The sequence below is a fragment of the Cytobacillus sp. FSL W8-0315 genome (assembly GCF_038002905.1).
GTDB classification, from domain to species: Bacteria; Bacillota; Bacilli; order Bacillales; family Cytobacillaceae; genus Cytobacillus; species Cytobacillus pseudoceanisediminis.
In genome coordinates this window covers 990,302-1,007,546 of sequence record NZ_JBBOOC010000001.1, presented here as the reverse complement: position 1 = coordinate 1,007,546, position 17,245 = coordinate 990,302, and the positions used below count along the sequence as shown (strand labels likewise).

Genomic DNA, 17,245 nt, shown 5'->3' with positions numbered 1-17,245 from the left:
ATTTTGTTCAGTCTTCAAGTCCTTGATATGCATAAAGGCTTGAAGGCTGTTTTTTTATTATCGCATATTCAGGCTTGTTAGGCTTTTGAGTCAGAAAAGTTACTTTGCTGCCTTCTTTAATAATGAAACAGGATAGCAGCTGGTATGTAGGATTCTTGTTCCCGGCGTTTATTGCCACCTGGCCGAATAAGAAGTTGAATTTGTAGTGAAGAAAACTTTCCTTATCGTTAAATGTGAGTGAAGTATGGCTTCTAAGAGGAATTCTATGATAGGATTTATTACTCTGCAGCTGAATAAGCTGAAGTGCATCAAAGAAGCTTGGCTGATGATTGGTGTTTAATCTTTTATTTGCTGTTTGAAAATACAGGTATCCGGTTTTATCTCCTTTATCCACTAAATTGCACCTCCTCTTTATTATTTTCAAAAAGTATATTCGACACATTCTGTGAAAATCCTCCCTGGTTCTTAATGGCCATATGTAATATTTGTTTTCACAAACAGAGTTAGAAATAACCCGGCACAGGAGTACCGGGTTTCAAATTTAGGGGAAGTGCTGGGGATAGGATTGATTCTCTATAGGGAAGGAAAATATGTGGACAGCTGGTTGGGGAAGCCGTCAGTTCATGAAGGTTAATCTTCCGGATTTCTCCCGGGGACCGTTTTGCATAGCGGTTTCACGAATGAAGGATTCAAGCTGGAGAACCCGTATATTCAAGTCATCGACTCTTTGGTTCGATTTACCGAGCATCTTTATGAGGCTTTCGAGCATATATTCCAATGCCTTTTCTCTTTCAGACACTTCTTTCAAAATGGCAGTTCCTCCTTGGTCACGGTCACCGGGAATTCTTCTGTCTTCTTCCGGTCAAGAAAGCGGACCGATTCCGCTACCACCTCTGTTACATAAATGCGTTTCTTTTCCTGATTATCATAATGCCTCGTCTGAATTCTCCCGGTTATCCCAATCAAGGTGCCCTTCCGGCAATACTGGGATGTATTTTCCGCCGTTTTCTTCCATAAGGTGCATTGTACAAAATCCGCATCGATTTCACCCTTCTGATTGCGGTATTGGCGGTTTACTGCCAGCGTCACATTTGTCACCGGAATGCCTTCCTGTGTCCGTTTCAGCTCGGGATCCCTTGTCAGTCTTCCAACCAGGGTCACTTGATTAATCATAGGTTTTCATCTCCTCTCTTTGATAGCCTTATCATATCCGGAATTCATTCACTGTGTAAAAAAGACAAAAAGAGTTTTTTGCAGTGTTTTTTCGGCAAAAACACCATAAAAATTCATTTTTCAGCCTCTTTTCCGCAAAAAACAGCACCTAAAATCTTATTTTCAACATACAAAATAAGAAAATTCGACAAACCCTCAAATTCGCTTTCAGTTTGGCCTGTGTTATAATTTTTTATAAAACAACTTATTTTAGAGATGGAGGTAAGCCATGAAAACATTTAAACTTGTTTCTCTGCAATTAGTGGAAGAAAATGGCCTGATTGATATTCAACTGGATGATGGGTTGATTATCAATAAAGAAGACGAGAAGAGCACCTGGCTCCTGGAGGCATTTATTGATAAATCCTATCTTGAGTACTTCAAAAAGCGCGCTGATGACAAGGACGAGCTGACCATCCAAGTTGTTATTACGAAAAAAGAAAACGATCCAGCCGCATTCCAAACTAAAATTACCTCTATCAGTGAACTGGAAAACCATATCAGCATCCTTTTTGAAGGATCACTCAAAAGAACAAAAAATGATTATGCCGAACTGCTGCTTCAGGACCTCCTGGAAAAGGGCTTTATTGGAGACAGCCTGCTTGATGAATTCAAGGGTAAGATGCAAAGCAAGCCGCGCCTGGCTGCTGCCAAAAAGGAAAATAAAGAAACTCCCGCTCAATCATGACGGGAGTTTTTCTTTAGAAAAGGACAGGTTCACCCCTGTCCTTGCCTTTTTACTTATCTTTATTATCTTTATCCTGCATATCTTTGTTATCTTCGATTGCATCTTCGCCCGGCTCGTTGTTATCTTCCATCATGTCGCCGTCATCATCTGTGTTGATATCGTTGTCATCCGTATTTTCGTTCAGATCATTAGTCATATCGCCGTTGTCACCGTTCATACCGCCTTCATCTACGTTTCCATTATCCTCCGTAATTGTATCATCTTCCGGCGGCGGATCCTGGTTATCTGTGGCACAGCCTGCTAGAAGCATGGCAGAAAGAACAGATCCTCCGATAAGTGTTAAAAGCTTTTTATTCATCGTAAAAGCTCCTTTCATAGGGTTTTATTGTTGACCTGCTGCATTGGTCTTCCTTTATATTTCCCAAAAACCGAAACAACTTGCATATTTTTTTACAGAAAAAATCCCGTACGCTTCGTACGGGATTTGTTTTATCATTACCTTTCAATTGCAAACATAATTTCAGCTTCCATCGCCACTTCGCCCTCTACAGTCGCAACGGCTTTTCCTTTTCCGATTCCCCTGCGGACGGAGAGCAGTTCGACTTCCATGATGAGTGTATCGCCCGGCCGCACCTGGCGTTTCCAGCGGCATTTCTCCACACCGGCAAAAAAGGCAAGCTTTCCTTTATATTCATCCAATGACAGCAGGGCAACAGCACCTGTCTGTGCACAGGCTTCAAGTGTCAGGCATCCTGGAAATACATTGTAATTCGGGAAATGCCCATTGAACACTTCCTCGTTGGCACTTACATTCTTTTTGCCGACAGCTCTTTTTCCAGGCTCAAGCTCTTCAATGGAATCCACAAACAGAAATGGGTATCGGTGAGGGATTATTTCTTTAATTTCTTCAACATTCAACTTCATATGTATCGCTCCCCTGCAGTATTTAGTACCAGATACTAATAATAGCTTATATTTATTTTACTAAAAAAATGGGCGAACGCAAAGTGGAAACAAAAAAGAAGGGCATCATCGCCCTCCTCTTCATTTTCTATTCTTTTTCAACTAACTCCACAATATGCATCCATGTGGACTTTGTAAAAATATCCTTTACTTCCCCGCCGCCGATGACTCCATACCCGACCGCAGCTCCAGCCGTAACGCTCAGGAAAATTAAAAGCACGACAATAATAATCCGAAGCCAGATCGGAATGAGGCGAATGCGAACACGCCCTTCACGCGGTGATTCTTCTTTGCTGTGTTCTTTTTTCAGTTGTTCACGCGTCTTGACTGCTTCTTGATTACTGTTGTTTACTGACATTTTATTTCCCCTTTTACCTAACGTATTCCGTTGATCAGCCCCATCATTTGATCAGCCATGGAGACAGATCTTGACTGAAACTGATATGCCCGCTGCAGGTTGATCAAATCTGTCATTTCCTTGGACATATCCACATTGGATTGTTCAAGGGAACCCTGGGCCATTCCTATCTGGCCGCGGAGCGCACCATTCAGCTCTGTATAGATCCCCTCGCCGTCAACTCCATCAGGAAGGCCAAGAAGATTATCCCCTTTTTGCTCCAGGAATTGAGGCTTGTTAATCAGAACCACTCCAAGATTGAATTCCTGGATGGAACCATTGGCTGCTTCTGCCAAAAAGCTCCCTGTTTCGGTCACTTTAAAATTTTTAGCTTGTCCATTTATTATAATCGAATTATTATTTTCATCAAGAACAGGAAGTCCGTCACCTGTTACAAGCATGGTCTCATTATCTGAAACCGGTGTTAAATAAAAGGCGCCTGATCTGGTAAAACGCACAGCTGCTCCCTCTTCGGTCTGCTCGAGCACACGAAAATACTGCCCTTCTTTTGTGAAGGCTAGATCAAGCGGCCGTTCGGTTGCCTTTAAGGCACCCTGCTTCATGACAATTTGGGATTGCGCGAGCTTTGCCCCTACACCTTGCCTGATGCCTGCAGGTGTTAGTCTTGCGGTCTCCGCATTCGGATTCCGCTGATTATTGAACTGTTGAAAAAGCAAATCGGTAAAATTGGCTTCTCTTCTTTTATAGCCCGCTGTATCAATGTTGGCCACATTATGACTGACAATATCCATCTGCTTCTGCAGCTGTGCCAGAGTATTCGTTGCTGTGATCATGGTTCTATTCATTGTTCTTCCCCCTTAGCGGGTCTGCCGCAGGACATTACCCGATCCGCCCGATTTCATTTGCGGCTTTCTCCATACTGCGGTCATAAGCCTGCAGGACCTTTTGGTTTGCTTCAAAAGAGCGATAGGCGGTCATCATATCTGTCATCGTCCGGGAAGCATCTACATTGGAACGCTCCAAATAGCCCTGCTGCAGCTTGAATTGGACATTCTGTGCATTATAGGCATTCTCAAGGACGCTTTCTTCTGTCACTGCAAACAGTCCGTCACCCTCTTTACGCAGGCTTTCAGGGTTTTGTGCATACATAATGCCCAGTCTCGCTGTTTCACCCGCTTCACCTGTTATCACACCATCTTCACTCACTTTAAAGCGGTCACTGGAGAGCTGAATCCGTTCACCCGCATCATCCAGAATATATAATCCGCCCGCTGTCGTTAAATAACCTTCTCCATCAAGGGTAAAATTTCCATTCCTTGTATAGCGCTGCTCGCCATCAATACCTGCTGCTGTATAAAAGACAGATCCACTTAAGCCAGTATCCGGATTAACGGGAAGATTAAGATCAAGCAAGGCCAGGTCCGTATTCAGGCCTGTTTCCTTCATATCTCCCTGCATGAAGGATGGCAGTGTCTCCTGCATATAGACCCCTGAATTCAGGCTGCCCACTTCCTGATTAACAGGAAGATTAAGGCCTTTCTCGGTCGGAACTGTCTTCTGGCCAATTCGCTGCAAAAGCATCTCAGGAAAAGCCCTTAAGCTTGTCTGATCTGCTTTAAAACCTGGTGTATTGGCATTCGCCATATTATTCGTCAGCACTTCTGTCCTCCGCTGCTGCGCAAGCATCCCGGAAGCAGCCGTGTAGAAACCTCTAAACATCTTTAATCACCTCTAAATTGCAATTCCGAACATCTATTTACCTCTATTATAAGAAACTTTCCGACAATAAACATTAAAAATTTTGAAGAATTGAGTCAGATTTTGAAAAAAGCTGTACCTTTTTTTAATCGGCTGGAATAGGAGAAAGTTTACTAAAGATATTCACTTATTGATATCGGTCAGATTTCATTTTTACCGGTCACATTTTTTATTTATCGGCCAATTTAGAATTTTACCGGTGGATTTCTAAATTTATTGGTCACTTCGTGCAAAAACAGCACTTGAGCTGTTCCCAAAAGAAAAACCCGCCAAAAAGACGGGTCCACAATTATACAAGCTTCTTCTTTGGAAGCTTATCAATATTATCAAGCATGATACCTGTTCCAACGGCTACGCAATCCATCGGGTTTTCTGCAATTAAAACAGGGACTTTCAGCTCTTCAGCCAGAAGCTGGTCGATTCCGTGAAGAAGGGCCCCCCCGCCTGTTAAAATAACCCCGCGGTCGATGATATCTGCAGACAGTTCAGGCGGTGTGCGTTCAAGCACGCTTTTGGCAGCCTGTACGATGACATCAACAGATTCTGCCAGAGCACCCTGAACTTCTTCAGAGCGTACGGTAATCGTTCTCGGCAGACCTGAAACCATGTCACGGCCCCGGATTTCCATTTCCTCGCTTTTGCCGCCAGGAAATACGGTCCCGATTGTTACTTTAATATTTTCGGCAGTTCTTTCGCCGATTAGAAGCTTGTATTCTTTTTTGATATATTGAAGAATTTCGTTGTCAAATTTATCTCCGGCCATCTTAATAGAAGAAGACGTAACAATGTCTCCCATTGATAAAACCGCTACATCTGTTGTACCGCCGCCGATATCGACAACCATGTTTCCGCTCGGCTGGAAGATATCCATGCCTGCTCCGATTGCCGCAACTTTTGGTTCTTCTTCAAGATATATCTTTTTGCCGCCGCTTTTTTCAGCAGCTTCCCTAATCGCCTTCTGCTCAACACCTGTAACATTTGTCGGGCAGCAGATTAAAATGCGCGGCTTTGATAAGAAGCCTTTAACATTCAGTTTATTGATAAAGTGCTTCAGCATCGCTTCTGTCACATCAAAGTCGGCAATAACACCGTCTTTTAGCGGGCGGATTGCCACAATGTTCCCTGGTGTGCGTCCGACCATGCGGCGCGCCTCTTCCCCGACGGCCAGTACTTTGTTTGTATTTTTATCAATTGCCACTACAGATGGTTCATTCAGCACAATTCCGCGTCCTTTAACGTGGATTAGCACGTTGGCAGTTCCTAAATCAATCCCAATATCCCTAGCAAACATTTCTCTTTTTCCTCCTTGCAAAATGGCCAGCTTCTGTCCGCACCTTTGAAGGCTCTCTCTATTTAGGCATTCTTAAAGCGAACTTCGCTTATAAATTTTTAGTTAGATGTTCAAGTCATTATTCGCAACTGCAGTTTAAGCCACGCAAAAAAATCAGTTCTTTTTAAAAAGAAATGATTTTGCCCGGCGTTCTCATTAGGAGTCCTAGTCTTTACGAACCAAGTTCTATCCTAATTTTATATTTTAACACATTCCTTGTGAAAGCAGTAACATTTTGACAGATTTTGTGAGACTTTTTGAGGGTTTTTGTCGAAATGGGGAAATAGATGCAGGCGACTTAGGAAGGGGCTTAAATCCATATAGCAAAGCCTTGGTTCAGGCCATGGAAACAGCTTATGATCTTTTAGCCCCCGGAGCCGCATGAAGGTTCATCATGTACAGCAAAACAAAAATTGCCATGATACTGCTAAAAACAGCAGTCTTTAGCCTTTGACGCCTTTATCAGCGCCTTTTGAATCTTTTCATTTAACTGGCTCTTCTTCCATTTCCTCTTTTTTGTATTTCATTTTTGTGGCTTCGCCGCCGCGCAGATGGCGGATCGATTTATGATAATCCAGGATTTCCTTTACTTCGTTTGCCAGTTCAGGATTGATTTCAGGTAGTCTTTCCGTCAAGTCTTTATGGACTGTACTTTTGGATACGCCAAACTCCTTCGCGATTACGCGAACCGTTTTTTTCGTCTCCACGATATACTTTCCAATCTTGATAGTTCTCTCTTTGATGTAATCGTGCACACCACTCGCCCTCCCCGATTTGGATGTGAGAAGTGTGAAATGAGACTCGCTTTCTGTCTGGTTTTTAACTGTATTCCGCATGGATTCATGATTAAATGAGCTTAATCGTGCATGCGCCTGAAAGGCTTGCTTTCAGCTTGCGATAATTAAACATGTCCTCAACATATTCATTAGTTTTAGTAAAACGATCCCTCACCTCATACATTCTCTTTGTAAGGTTTGTAACAGTTTATTAGCTTGGTTGAGGTAATATGCACGAAAAACTCAATAGGGACAAGGTTTTGTGTAAATTTTTTGAAAATAGGACATCTGGAGGCCAAAAATCAGAAATGTTTTCAAAAAATCCTTTGGGGTATTTGAAAAATAAGCAGCCTAAAGACCAGTGAAGACTTTCCTAATTTTAATTGCTTCATTAATAAAATCCAGTACTTTTCCCGCATATCCATCAAAACCCTTCATTGCCGGATCATTCATTTCTATAGACATAAACAATTTCTTTAGAATCAGATAAATGCATAAATCTAGGAATTGCAGAGTGGATTGAACTATATACATCATCGGAAACAAGGGTAAAGAGCCAGGAACTCCTCCCTATTGTGAACCGGATATTTTTACCGTACTATTTTTCTCGGAAAACAATTCATTTAATTGGTTATAAAACCATTATATTCCAACGGATAGGATGAACATAGTATGCAAACACGCAAGGAAAGAATTCTAAACGATAAAAGAAAGAAGATAAAAGCAAGAGGAATGGCGGCAGCCAGCACTGTGTTCGCTGCAGTAATCGCATCAGCCGGTTTCAGCGTTTCATCAAAAGAAGCTCAGGCATTGACAGGCACCTACAAAGTGAAGCATGGAGATACATTATATAAAATCTCCAGGGAACATGATATGACTGTTAAAGAATTGAAGGCGGTTAACCATCTGAAGTCTGACACAATTCATCCAGGGCAATCACTGGAGGTTCGGACTGAGCGTCATACAGAAGAACCGTTCAATAATGAGACAGCTGTTTATACCGTGGTGCCGGGCGATACACTATGGGGAATCGCAAAGCGCTACCGCATGAATGTCAATGAACTGAAAAGATTAAACAAGTTAAAAAGTGATATGGTACTCATTAATCAGAAATTGACCATTAAAGGGGATATTTCCAAAATAAAAGCAGTCATCACTGGTGCGGCAGACAATTTTACGGTGGAATTTAAAAATGGGGATGATTATTTCACACTGAAGGTACCTTATGGAACAGCACAAACCTATCAAAAAATGTCAGGAAAAGAAGTCCTGGTGGTTTATAAGGACGGTTCACTGATCGATATACAGTAAAGGCATGGAAAGCCGCATTCTGCCGGCTTTCCACTGGTTTAACCGCATCACTCATCCACTCACCAACATTCCAACCACTGTCATTAAAATAGGGATCTCATTTGACTGTCGGTTGCTTTAATCAATTCCCCCCAGGTTTTTTGGCCCCTCTGCTGAAACTGAAAGAGCAATTCAACATATAGGTATGCGGTAGTTAAAGCATCCCCTACTGCACTATGGCGGTCATATATGCGGGTGCCGAATGCCATGGCATATCTCTCAAGGTCGCGCATATCATAGGACGGGGCGATAAAGCCAATTAAATCCAGCGTGTCAATAGTAAGGAAATTTTTCAAAGCAAGCTTTTCGCGCTTAAATTCACTTTTGATAGCAAGTGCATCAAAGCCTACATAATGGCCAACCAGGCATACAGCTTCCCTTGATTCAACATAATCAAAAAAGCTTAGAATGGCTTCCAATGCCTGCGGGGCATCTTTAACCAGCTCATCGGAAATAGAGGTTAATTCTCTTATTTCCCGAGAAATTTGTCGTTTTGGGTTAACATATGTCTGAAAAAGGTCCTTTTCCTGCACTTGAAATCCTTTTACCGGGACGGCACCAATCTCAATGATCCGGTCTGCTGCAGATACTTGAAATCCTGTTGTTTCAGTATCAAATACAATAAAACTCAGATCTTCAAGCGGCGTGGATAACGGAATATTCTCATACGTTAAGGAACATGTCACATTCTTTCTGAGAAAAAACATACCAGCCTCCTTCAGATCTATAGAGAGAATCTTGCGATTGCCTGGCTCTGCAGCTCCCTTAATGTCTTTAAGCTTAGAATCAATTCTTCTTTTTCGCGGGTAGACATTCTTGTAAATGATATAACGGAAGAGAAAGAGGCACCTGCTTTCTCCTGCTGCCATCGCTGGGTGACATACAATGTCATAATTGTGCTTACCGCTTCCTTCAAATCGGATGCAAACTCCTTTGAGAACACCTGCTTCTCCTGCAGGAAATCTATTTTTTCCATTGGTGTGCCTGATAGTTTTCCATGTATAAGTGACAGGATCTGCAGACTATGATGATAGGGAAATAGAATATCTTTTTTCATATCGATGTTCTTTCGATGCAGCTTGAATAGGGATCGGATCGGCTGATCCAGGGCGGGTATGGCATGTTCCTTTTCCAGCTGTGCCAGCCGGTATAAAAAAATTCTGGACCGCTTAACCTGTTCAGCGGCCAGCGCTTCAAATTCCGCATGCAGCCCTTCACTCCCCGCAATTAGCCGATAGGAGAAGAAGTTTTGCGCTAATAATAAATGGTCATTTGTTGAATGGAGCATCCATGTTCGCAGCCTCTCTTTCCATACTGTCAATGAGCCGCGCCATTTCTGTTCACTGCACATCATGAGCCCTTTGCAGCGTGCATAGCCAGCTGCTTCCATATTAGAGGTGATTCTTTTTCCCAGCTCTTCAAAAAATGCCGTGGCTTCTTCTGATTGACTCTCATAAACGAGGAAATGATCCTGGTCTGTGAGCATGAACTGTTCTCCACGGCCGCTTGAGCCCATTTGATAGAAAACAAATTTGCATGGCTGCTGTAAACCTTTTTCTCTCAGTTCAGAAATAGATAGAGCTATAATCCTTGCTGCCAGACGATCGTATAGCTTTGTAATGATTTCAAGCATTTTTAATATGGGAACACGATCACTTATTAAAGAATCAATAATGTCATATATGCACGTTTTGATTTGCGGAAGATTGTCCCGGTCGGCTTTTTCAATTTGTCGAACAGTCTTCATCACATTCTCGTTTTTCTTTCTCAGCAAATCTGATAGCGTCACAATCCCTACCACCTTAGAATCTTCCTTGACAGGCAGGTGTTTGACGCCCTTAAACAGAATCAGTGAAAGGGCCTCATAATAATACGCAAACCTTGATATCGTGACTGGATTTTCTGTCATAATGGTTCTTGCCTGAGCAGATAAATCAGCACCTGCAGCAGCTACCCGTTCCACTATGTCTCTTTCCGTAATAATCCCTAACAAGCAGTCATTCTCTGCAACGAGGATCGAACTTATTTTACTATTATGCATTAATTTAGCGGCCTCCTGAATGGATGCGCCCGGACTGACTGCAGCCGCCTCAGTACTCATGACATCCTGAACCCGGATTATGAATGGGTCATTTTCTCCATGATCTGTCGCAAGTTTTACCTGTTCTGCAAGAGAAGCGTAAACATCTTTCAATCTGATGACTACCTGTGTCAGCAAGTAATCATGAACAGCAGGGTCATCCCATCTTTTTCTCACCACTTCAAACGGAATGAACATCGCCCTTACCTCGCTGGAGGCTTTGACTTCGACCATTGACTCTGTATCGATCTTTTTGGAAACCCCCAGGAAATCGGCGAGGCTGGAAAAACCAATCATTTCCCCTGCCTGGACTACTTCAAGCACTTCTTCCCGTCCATTATGTTCATTTTTTACCAATACCTCTGAAAGACCTTCTAAGAGGAGCAGAAGGCCTTCACGCGGTTTATCTTTTTTCAGGATAATTTCATTTTTCCCATAGCGGCGGACTTCACACAAAGATAGAAGTGAAAGGGCTGTGTCAAATTCCACCCCTTGAAAAAAGGGGTGAAACCGCACAGCCTCCAAATGGTATAGGTTATACAGATTTTGATCCATCATCGTTCATCCATACTTCACCATCTTTGTAGACCATTTGCTCCGGATAGCGAAGATCCATAACCTCCTCCTGAATTTTTTGCGAAGGGGCAGCTGTCATGAGAGAAACAATGATATTAGCTGCAAATGCTGCAGCGGCACCAAACACACCAGCACCTGTATCAATAATACCCAGGATGGTGAAGCCGCCATATTTAGCTGCAAAGATGTAAGCCAAAGTTACACCTAATCCGACCAGCAAGCCGGCAATAACCCCCTGTGAGTTTGAACGCTTCCACCAGACCCCCAGAACGAGCGCAGGGAAGAATGTTCCGGTCGCGAGTGCGAATGCCCAGGCAACAATTTGCGTAATCGCTCCTGGAGGGTTAAGTGCGATTACACCTGCTAAAAGAGTGGCGATTACAATGGACCAGCGAGCAACAGAAAGACGTGTCTTTTCAGTTGAATTCGGTTTTAGCACCCGGTAAAAAATATCGTGGGCAAAGGCAGAAGATATCGCAATCATCAAACCGCCGGCTGTTGATAATGCAGCAGCCATTGCCCCAGCCGCCACAAGACCGATGACAAACATGCCAAGATTGGCAATTTCAGGTGTCGCCATAACGACTATATCGTTCGAGATAATGAGTTCATTCCATTGCAGTACCCCATCGCCATTACCATCAGCTACTTGCAGCTTGCCTGTATCAACCCATGTCTTCGTCCAGGCAGGCAGTTCTGTAATTTTGCTGCCGGCAACCTGTGTCATTAAAATGAAACGGGAGAATGCAGAGTATGCAGGTGCAGATAGATAAAGCAAGCCGATGAACAGCAATGCCCATGCCCCAGACCAGCGGGCGGCCTTCATCGTTGATACCGTATAGAAACGGACAATTACGTGCGGAAGACCGGCTGTACCAGCCATCAGTGTAAACATAAGAGCCAGGAACTGCCACTTTGTTCCATTTGTAAATGGTGCAAAATATTCAGAGATTCCAAGCTCCCGGTCAAGTTCACCCATTTTACCGACAAGCTCCCCATAAGAAAGCCATGGGGCCGGGTTTCCTGTAATTTGAAGGGACATGAAAACGACTGGAATGATATATGCGATAATCAAAATGACATACTGAGCAACCTGCGTCCAAGTAATCCCCTTCATACCGCCGAATGCAGCATAAAAGGCAATAAGAACGACACCGATCATGGTTCCAAGCTTCGCATCAATTTCAAACAGGCGGCCAATAACCACTCCTGAACCGGAAAGCTGGCCAATCGAATAAGTGAAGCTGATAATGATCGTACAAAGGGCTGCAATCACACGGGCTGTGTGGCTGTCAAACCGGTCACCGATGAATTCAGGAACCGTGTAGCGGCCGTATTTCCTCAGCTGTGGTGCCAAAAGGAAGGTTAAGAGCAGATATCCGCCCGTCCAGCCCATAATATAGGCAAGACCGTCATAGCCCAGGAGCATGATCGTTCCCGCCATCCCGATAAAGGAAGCGGCACTCATCCAGTCGGCGCCTATCGCCATTCCATTAAAGACTGGCGGCACCCCGCGGCCGGCAACATAGAACTCCGATGTTTCTTTTGCCTTATTATAAATGGCTATTCCAATATATAAAGCAAATGTAGCTAAAATAATGGATAATGAGACCAAAAATTGTGTATCCAAAGACATCCCCCTTTATTCCGTAAAAAATTTATATGACGCCCCTTTTTTCTCTATTTATAGCGGCGGCTTGAACAGCCGCTCATTTTTCATTAATTAATGATCAAGAACTTTCCCTGAGCTAATCTGTTCATTTTTGTTTTCATCAATTCCATATTTCCGGTCAATGGCATCCCCCATTTTGGCATTAACGAACAGCAGAATGATAAAGGTCAGGACCGCGCCCTGTGCGCCCATGAAGTAATGGAATGGAAATCCGTTAATCGAAATATCGCTTAATGGTTCTGCAAAAAAGACCACGCCAAAAGAGGCAAGAAATCCAATAGCAAAATAAATGATCATGTTCCGAGTCTTTTCGCGGAAATAACTGTCTGCTACTTTTTTATCAATTTTTTTCAAAACTCCACCCCCGGTAAAAATGATAAATTCGCACTCTTGATTCTGATTAACAGACTTTATTGTCAGGAATCACTCCTTTATCGGTTATCTGCAGCTGAATCGCCGCTATTTCACCGGATCCGTTATCCGGACCCGGACAAAACCATTACCTTAAACTGAAAATAAATTTGACTGTATCCATGAAAGGTGCGGGAACAAGAATGATTTGAACGAGGAAGTAAGCAAAGATTGATAGAAATGGAACTGCCAGGAAGATTGGTCTTTTCTTTCTTAAAGCTAGAAAAAGGCAGATACCTGTAATAATCATCATAGACATTAACGTAAGCAATTTGGTTCCCTCCTTTTTAGAAAGCGCTGTCATTTTTTGCCGCTTTCTGCTTTAAGTTTTAAAATAGTCATCCGAGTTATTTTCTGACTTCATTTAATTTTAAGAAAATTCATACTTCATTATGTACAAAAATCATTTCCAGGTCAAGTACATGCTGGAAATATATTAAATTTTTTTAAAAGAACCAACTGCTCCCATTGATACTTAAGGGTTTTTGTCCGCAAGTATGGATGGCGGAGGCTTTAGGGCATTAGAGGAAAACACTATAGTGATAATAAAAACTTCGAAAAAAAAGAGCCTGTCCGGCTCTTTAATCCAATTCTTTGATGATAAGAGTAATTGCCTCCAGCAAATCTGAATCAGACCAGCTTGCCATGCCTTTTTTGCTGGCAGCTGCCAGCTCGTGGGAAGCAGGAATATGCACAAAACCCGCCGGTACTTCAGTGTTTGCGGATTTTAGCAGATGAAGCACAGAGTACATAACGTTATTGCATAAATAAGTCCCCGCTGAGTTCGAGATGGCAGAAGGATATCCCGCTTCTTTAAGCCTATTAACCATCCGGCGGATTGGAAGCGTTGAAAAATAGCCATCGGGACCATTTTCCTCTATCAGTTTGTCTTCAGGGGCGACTCCGCTATTATCCGGCTCCCCGTCCTGGCAATTGATCGCGATTCTTTCAGGTGTGATGGCTGTACGGCCAGCTGCCAGTCCAAGAGAAATCACTGCATCCGGTTTTTTCGCCATTACTTCCTCTGCTATTTCCTTAGGGGCGAGATTAAAATCCACCGGCAAAAGGTGCCCCATAATTTCATAGTCTCCAACAGCTTTGCCATCCAATGCATTTACAATCTTTTCCGTCGGATTGATTGGAAAATCAAGAAAAGGTTCAAATCCGGTTAATAGAAGTTTCTTCATATTTCTCCCCCTGTATAACTCTTCGCTTTCCGAAATATTATACAGGATAATGGCAGAATTGTCTAAAAAATGTTGATTCGACAAAAATCGGGTGGTACCTGTCAAAAGAAAAGCGGAAGCGCCTTGCCCACCCCCTACAAATCGAGGGGGCAGGCTGCTTGCACTAGACAGTTATCAAACTTCAGGATTCATACATTCTGTCAAAAAAAGAGCCCGCCATTTCGGCAGACTCCCTATCATTATGCGTCAGTTGATTCAGTTGCAGTGTCTTCCTCAACTTGGTCGTCAGTTTGACCTTCGTCTTCAGAAGTTCCAGCTGGATCTTCTTCTGTATCAGCAGACTCGTCTTCTTCCGTATTTCCGGCATTTTCATCCGCAGGTTCTTCAGCAGAACCTTCGTCTTCCGTTTTGCCAGACTCTTCAGCTGACTTGTCCTCAGAAGGAGCAGCTTCGTCGTTTCCTTCAGTTGCACCGCTGTTTTCTTCAGCATTAGCTTTGTCAGTTGTGTCTAACTCCTGTAAAGAGCTAAGCGGCTTATTGAAGTAATCAAGCGGATTGACCGGCATTCCGTCTTTACGGATTTCAAAGTGTACATGTACGCCTGCTTCTTCATTAAACAAGCTTTCGCCTGCCTTCGCAAGGGCATCACCTTGTTCTACCTGGTCGCCAACCTTAACATTCATCTCTGTAACAGATTGATATTGTGTTACAATTCCTTTGTCATGCTCCACTTCAATGACATTGCCCAAAAGTGAATCTTCTTCTACCTTAGTTACTTTTCCGCTTAATGCAGCAAGGACATCAAAAGTTTCTCCATCCTTTGTAGCAATATCAATACCTGTGTTCGGATGGTATGTGTTATTGTAAAATACTAGAGCAGCTTCCTGTTCTTCAGCCTTGCCGTCATAGTCATAGAATTGTTTTTGAATGACAGCTGAGTCTGGATCTTTGACAGGCATTACGAAGTTTTCCATTGCGCGGTTAACTTCCAATGCTGGCTCGTCGTACTTTTTGCCGGTAATATCAGTGGCTTCGTAATCGTAGCTGTCAGTGTCTGTAGCGTTGTCGCTTGTTTGATACCAAAGAACACCGGTTAGAATGATTGCTGCACTTGCAATGTAGATAGCTGGGAATGCCCACCGCTTCTTCATAAAGCGTTTAAAGCTGGAATCTTGAGAAGATCGTTTCTTTTCTTCCTCTCTCATTTATCATCACCTCAGCAATCAGTCTGAACAGATTGAGAGGATTATATACATTTCTCAAAAAAAATTTTTTGGGCTTATTTTTCGACAAAGGTTTTCGGATTATGCATGATTTGGGAAAAAATTTATAAGGAGTTACTTATAGATGGTTAAGTGGATAATACGGGTGCTGCCTTTCCTTTATATGGCGCTTATTTGGGTCCTGTCCAGCATGCCGGCAGATGCAGTGGTGGAGCTGCCGGATCTGGCGGTGGACCGTTTTTTAAAAGAATCTATGCATCTGATTGAGTTTGGTATTTTGTATGTTCTTCTGGTTTTAGCTGCTTTAACAGTATTTAAGCTAACCCCGGGAGTAAATATTTTATTGGCCGTATTGGCTTGCTTTTACGGGATTCTCGATGAAATTCATCAATCGTTTGTACCTTATCGGTCTGCTACTGTGATTGACGCTGTCAAGGATATTACCGGTGTGCTGGTGTGCTGGTATTTGATCAGCCGGGCTCTTTTTTATGGGAAGTTTAAAAAGCTTGCTAATTTTCTTGGTTTTTTTAATAAAGCAAATTGAAAGAGCTGATTCAATGAATCAGCTCTTTTCCTTATTTCTTAGCCGTGACTTTCGTCAGCAGCTGGTCAGAAGCGGCAATTTCCACCCCTTTATAATAATGGGCAACGATTTCTTTGTAGCTCTTTCCTTCAACTGCCATGCCGTTTGCGCCGTATTGGCTCATGCCGACTCCATGGCCGTAGCCCTGGGTATTGATGATGATATTGTCTCCTTTGCGTTCCCAGGTAAAGTCTGTTGATTTCAGGCCAAGCTTCTCCCGGATGTCTTTACCGCTGACGACTTTTCCGTTAATATCCACTTTTGCGACCCGCTGGCCGGCTGTGCGTTCAGTTACGGTGCCAATCGTGCTATCATTAGGAAGCTGTACACCCAATTTCCTTTCAAAATCCTGGACTGTGAATACCTCTCTGCCGTTAAACTTCGGAGAATGCAGGTCCCATTTGCTTTCTACACTTTTTAAGTAAGGAACAGAATTTGGCCAGATAGCTTCGGAATTTTCCGTAAAGCCATTGCTTGTTGAAAAGAAGGAGGCTGTAATCGGTGAGCCGTCGAAAGTAAGAATCTGGCCTTGCGTTTCGGTAACGGCTTCTCTTACCTTTTCGATTTTCCACTTATAATCTTGTTTCCATTGCTGTCTCAATTCCTCATCACTTTTATAAACCTGATGGGTTACTGTATCGTAAACTAATGCCCCCTTAGGAAGTTCAACGCTATCTTTATTCATTAACTGCTTCACAATGAATGTCCTGGCTGCCAATGCCTGAGCCTTCAAAGCCTCCTCTTCAAACTCAGCCGGCATTTCCGATGCTACTACTCCGACGATATACTCTTCAAGCGGAACCGTCTCCAGCTTTTTCTGTGCAAGGCGGTAGACCCCTACCTCTATGGCTGGCCCTTGAGGAATTTCTGCCGCTGTCTCTTTTTTCGTCTCAGTCTTAAGCTCCTCGCCAAGTTTCCCGCTGACTTTTCCTTCTGTAAAGGGAATCACAAGCAGGGCGGGAACGATAAGCGTGACGGCAAACAACAGTGCGGCTAGTACGATGAAAGGTTTGAATTTTGTCATGTTTTAAGCCTCCATAGCAAATAAATAATTCGAACTCATTTCATGTTTATGGCT

At 43.1% G+C, this 17,245-nt stretch carries 21 protein-coding genes; 3 read left to right on the top strand and 18 right to left on the bottom strand.

Going from position 1 to position 17,245, the window contains the following annotated elements:
• Positions 1-7 precede the first annotated feature (7 nt).
• From MKY20_RS05385 to ssb, 3 genes are all read right to left on the bottom strand, one after another.
• Entirely contained in the window at positions 8-394 is a 387-nt protein-coding gene (locus MKY20_RS05385) for a hypothetical protein (protein ID WP_009332163.1), read from the bottom strand.
• 222 nt (positions 395-616) lie between these two features.
• Positions 617-799, bottom strand: coding sequence for a hypothetical protein (locus MKY20_RS05380; RefSeq protein WP_226280796.1), 183 nt, complete (start codon positions 797-799; stop codon positions 617-619).
• A gap of 5 nt (positions 800-804) precedes the next feature.
• Positions 805-1,173 carry a single-stranded DNA-binding protein gene (gene ssb, locus MKY20_RS05375; RefSeq protein WP_009332165.1) on the bottom strand — a complete coding sequence of 123 codons (369 nt, stop codon included), beginning with the start codon at positions 1,171-1,173 and terminating at the stop codon, positions 805-807.
• Positions 1,174-1,441: 268 nt separating this feature from the next.
• Here ssb and MKY20_RS05370 point away from each other — a divergent pair, with 268 nt between their 5' ends.
• Positions 1,442-1,900 carry a YwpF-like family protein gene (locus MKY20_RS05370; RefSeq protein WP_009332166.1) on the top strand — a complete coding sequence of 153 codons (459 nt, stop codon included), beginning with the start codon at positions 1,442-1,444 and terminating at the stop codon, positions 1,898-1,900.
• Positions 1,901-1,949: 49 nt separating this feature from the next.
• On the opposite strand, the gene MKY20_RS05365 is transcribed toward MKY20_RS05370, so the two are convergent.
• From MKY20_RS05365 to spoIIID, 7 genes are all read right to left on the bottom strand, one after another.
• Positions 1,950-2,258, bottom strand: coding sequence for a hypothetical protein (locus MKY20_RS05365; protein ID WP_251174290.1), 309 nt, complete (start codon positions 2,256-2,258; stop codon positions 1,950-1,952).
• Between the two features lie 137 nt (positions 2,259-2,395).
• Positions 2,396-2,824 carry a 3-hydroxyacyl-ACP dehydratase FabZ gene (fabZ, locus tag MKY20_RS05360; protein WP_009332168.1) on the bottom strand — a complete coding sequence of 143 codons (429 nt, stop codon included), beginning with the start codon at positions 2,822-2,824 and terminating at the stop codon, positions 2,396-2,398.
• A gap of 127 nt (positions 2,825-2,951) precedes the next feature.
• Complete coding sequence (locus tag MKY20_RS05355) at positions 2,952-3,221, bottom strand: DNA-directed RNA polymerase subunit beta (RefSeq protein ID WP_251174291.1); 270 nt, start codon at positions 3,219-3,221, stop codon at positions 2,952-2,954.
• A gap of 17 nt (positions 3,222-3,238) precedes the next feature.
• A complete protein-coding gene (locus tag MKY20_RS05350) occupies positions 3,239-4,066 on the bottom strand; it encodes a flagellar hook-basal body protein (protein WP_217035385.1) in 828 nt (275 codons plus the stop codon).
• Between the two features lie 34 nt (positions 4,067-4,100).
• A complete protein-coding gene (locus tag MKY20_RS05345; protein WP_251174292.1) occupies positions 4,101-4,940 on the bottom strand; it encodes a flagellar hook-basal body protein in 840 nt (279 codons plus the stop codon).
• Between the two features lie 328 nt (positions 4,941-5,268).
• Positions 5,269-6,270, bottom strand: a complete 1,002-nt coding sequence (locus MKY20_RS05340; protein ID WP_009332172.1) for a rod shape-determining protein — start codon at positions 6,268-6,270, stop codon at positions 5,269-5,271.
• A 521-nt stretch (positions 6,271-6,791) separates the two neighbouring features.
• Positions 6,792-7,064 (bottom strand): sporulation transcriptional regulator SpoIIID, encoded by a 273-nt coding sequence (gene spoIIID, locus MKY20_RS05335; protein WP_009332173.1) that lies wholly within the window; start codon positions 7,062-7,064, stop codon positions 6,792-6,794.
• Between the two features lie 693 nt (positions 7,065-7,757).
• On the opposite strand from spoIIID, the gene MKY20_RS05330 reads away from it, so the two are divergent.
• Positions 7,758-8,396 (top strand): LysM peptidoglycan-binding domain-containing protein, encoded by a 639-nt coding sequence (locus MKY20_RS05330; protein WP_009332174.1) that lies wholly within the window; start codon positions 7,758-7,760, stop codon positions 8,394-8,396.
• Between the two features lie 83 nt (positions 8,397-8,479).
• On the opposite strand, the gene MKY20_RS05325 is transcribed toward MKY20_RS05330, so the two are convergent.
• The 7 genes from MKY20_RS05325 to MKY20_RS05295 all read right to left on the bottom strand — a co-directional run bounded on the left by MKY20_RS05325 (position 8,480) and on the right by MKY20_RS05295 (position 15,566).
• On the bottom strand, positions 8,480-9,142 hold the full coding sequence (locus tag MKY20_RS05325; protein WP_217026584.1) for a 3'-5' exonuclease: 663 nt from the start codon (positions 9,140-9,142) through the stop codon (positions 8,480-8,482).
• A gap of 17 nt (positions 9,143-9,159) precedes the next feature.
• Entirely contained in the window at positions 9,160-11,070 is a 1,911-nt protein-coding gene (locus MKY20_RS05320; protein ID WP_251174293.1) for a DUF294 nucleotidyltransferase-like domain-containing protein, read from the bottom strand.
• Entirely contained in the window at positions 11,051-12,721 is a 1,671-nt protein-coding gene (locus tag MKY20_RS05315) for a sodium:solute symporter family protein (protein WP_019380637.1), read from the bottom strand. The genes MKY20_RS05320 and MKY20_RS05315 overlap by 20 nt, the downstream gene beginning before the upstream one ends.
• A gap of 93 nt (positions 12,722-12,814) precedes the next feature.
• Positions 12,815-13,117: a DUF4212 domain-containing protein gene (locus tag MKY20_RS05310; protein ID WP_019380636.1), complete on the bottom strand. Its 303-nt coding sequence runs from the start codon at positions 13,115-13,117 to the stop codon at positions 12,815-12,817.
• Between the two features lie 145 nt (positions 13,118-13,262).
• On the bottom strand, positions 13,263-13,445 hold the full coding sequence (locus MKY20_RS05305) for a hypothetical protein (RefSeq protein WP_009332179.1): 183 nt from the start codon (positions 13,443-13,445) through the stop codon (positions 13,263-13,265).
• Between the two features lie 310 nt (positions 13,446-13,755).
• The gene (locus tag MKY20_RS05300; protein WP_251174294.1) at positions 13,756-14,361 is read right to left on the bottom strand and encodes a pyroglutamyl-peptidase I; all 606 of its coding nucleotides are present in this window, start codon (positions 14,359-14,361) and stop codon (positions 13,756-13,758) included.
• 239 nt (positions 14,362-14,600) lie between these two features.
• The gene (locus tag MKY20_RS05295) at positions 14,601-15,566 is read right to left on the bottom strand and encodes a M23 family metallopeptidase (RefSeq protein WP_009332181.1); all 966 of its coding nucleotides are present in this window, start codon (positions 15,564-15,566) and stop codon (positions 14,601-14,603) included.
• Between the two features lie 142 nt (positions 15,567-15,708).
• On the opposite strand from MKY20_RS05295, the gene MKY20_RS05290 reads away from it, so the two are divergent.
• A complete protein-coding gene (locus tag MKY20_RS05290) occupies positions 15,709-16,128 on the top strand; it encodes a VanZ family protein (RefSeq protein WP_019380634.1) in 420 nt (139 codons plus the stop codon).
• Positions 16,129-16,159: 31 nt separating this feature from the next.
• Here the strand turns inward: MKY20_RS05290 and spoIID are convergent, their stop codons facing one another.
• Complete coding sequence (spoIID, locus tag MKY20_RS05285; RefSeq protein WP_251174295.1) at positions 16,160-17,191, bottom strand: stage II sporulation protein D; 1,032 nt, start codon at positions 17,189-17,191, stop codon at positions 16,160-16,162.
• Positions 17,192-17,245: the final 54 nt, after the last annotated feature.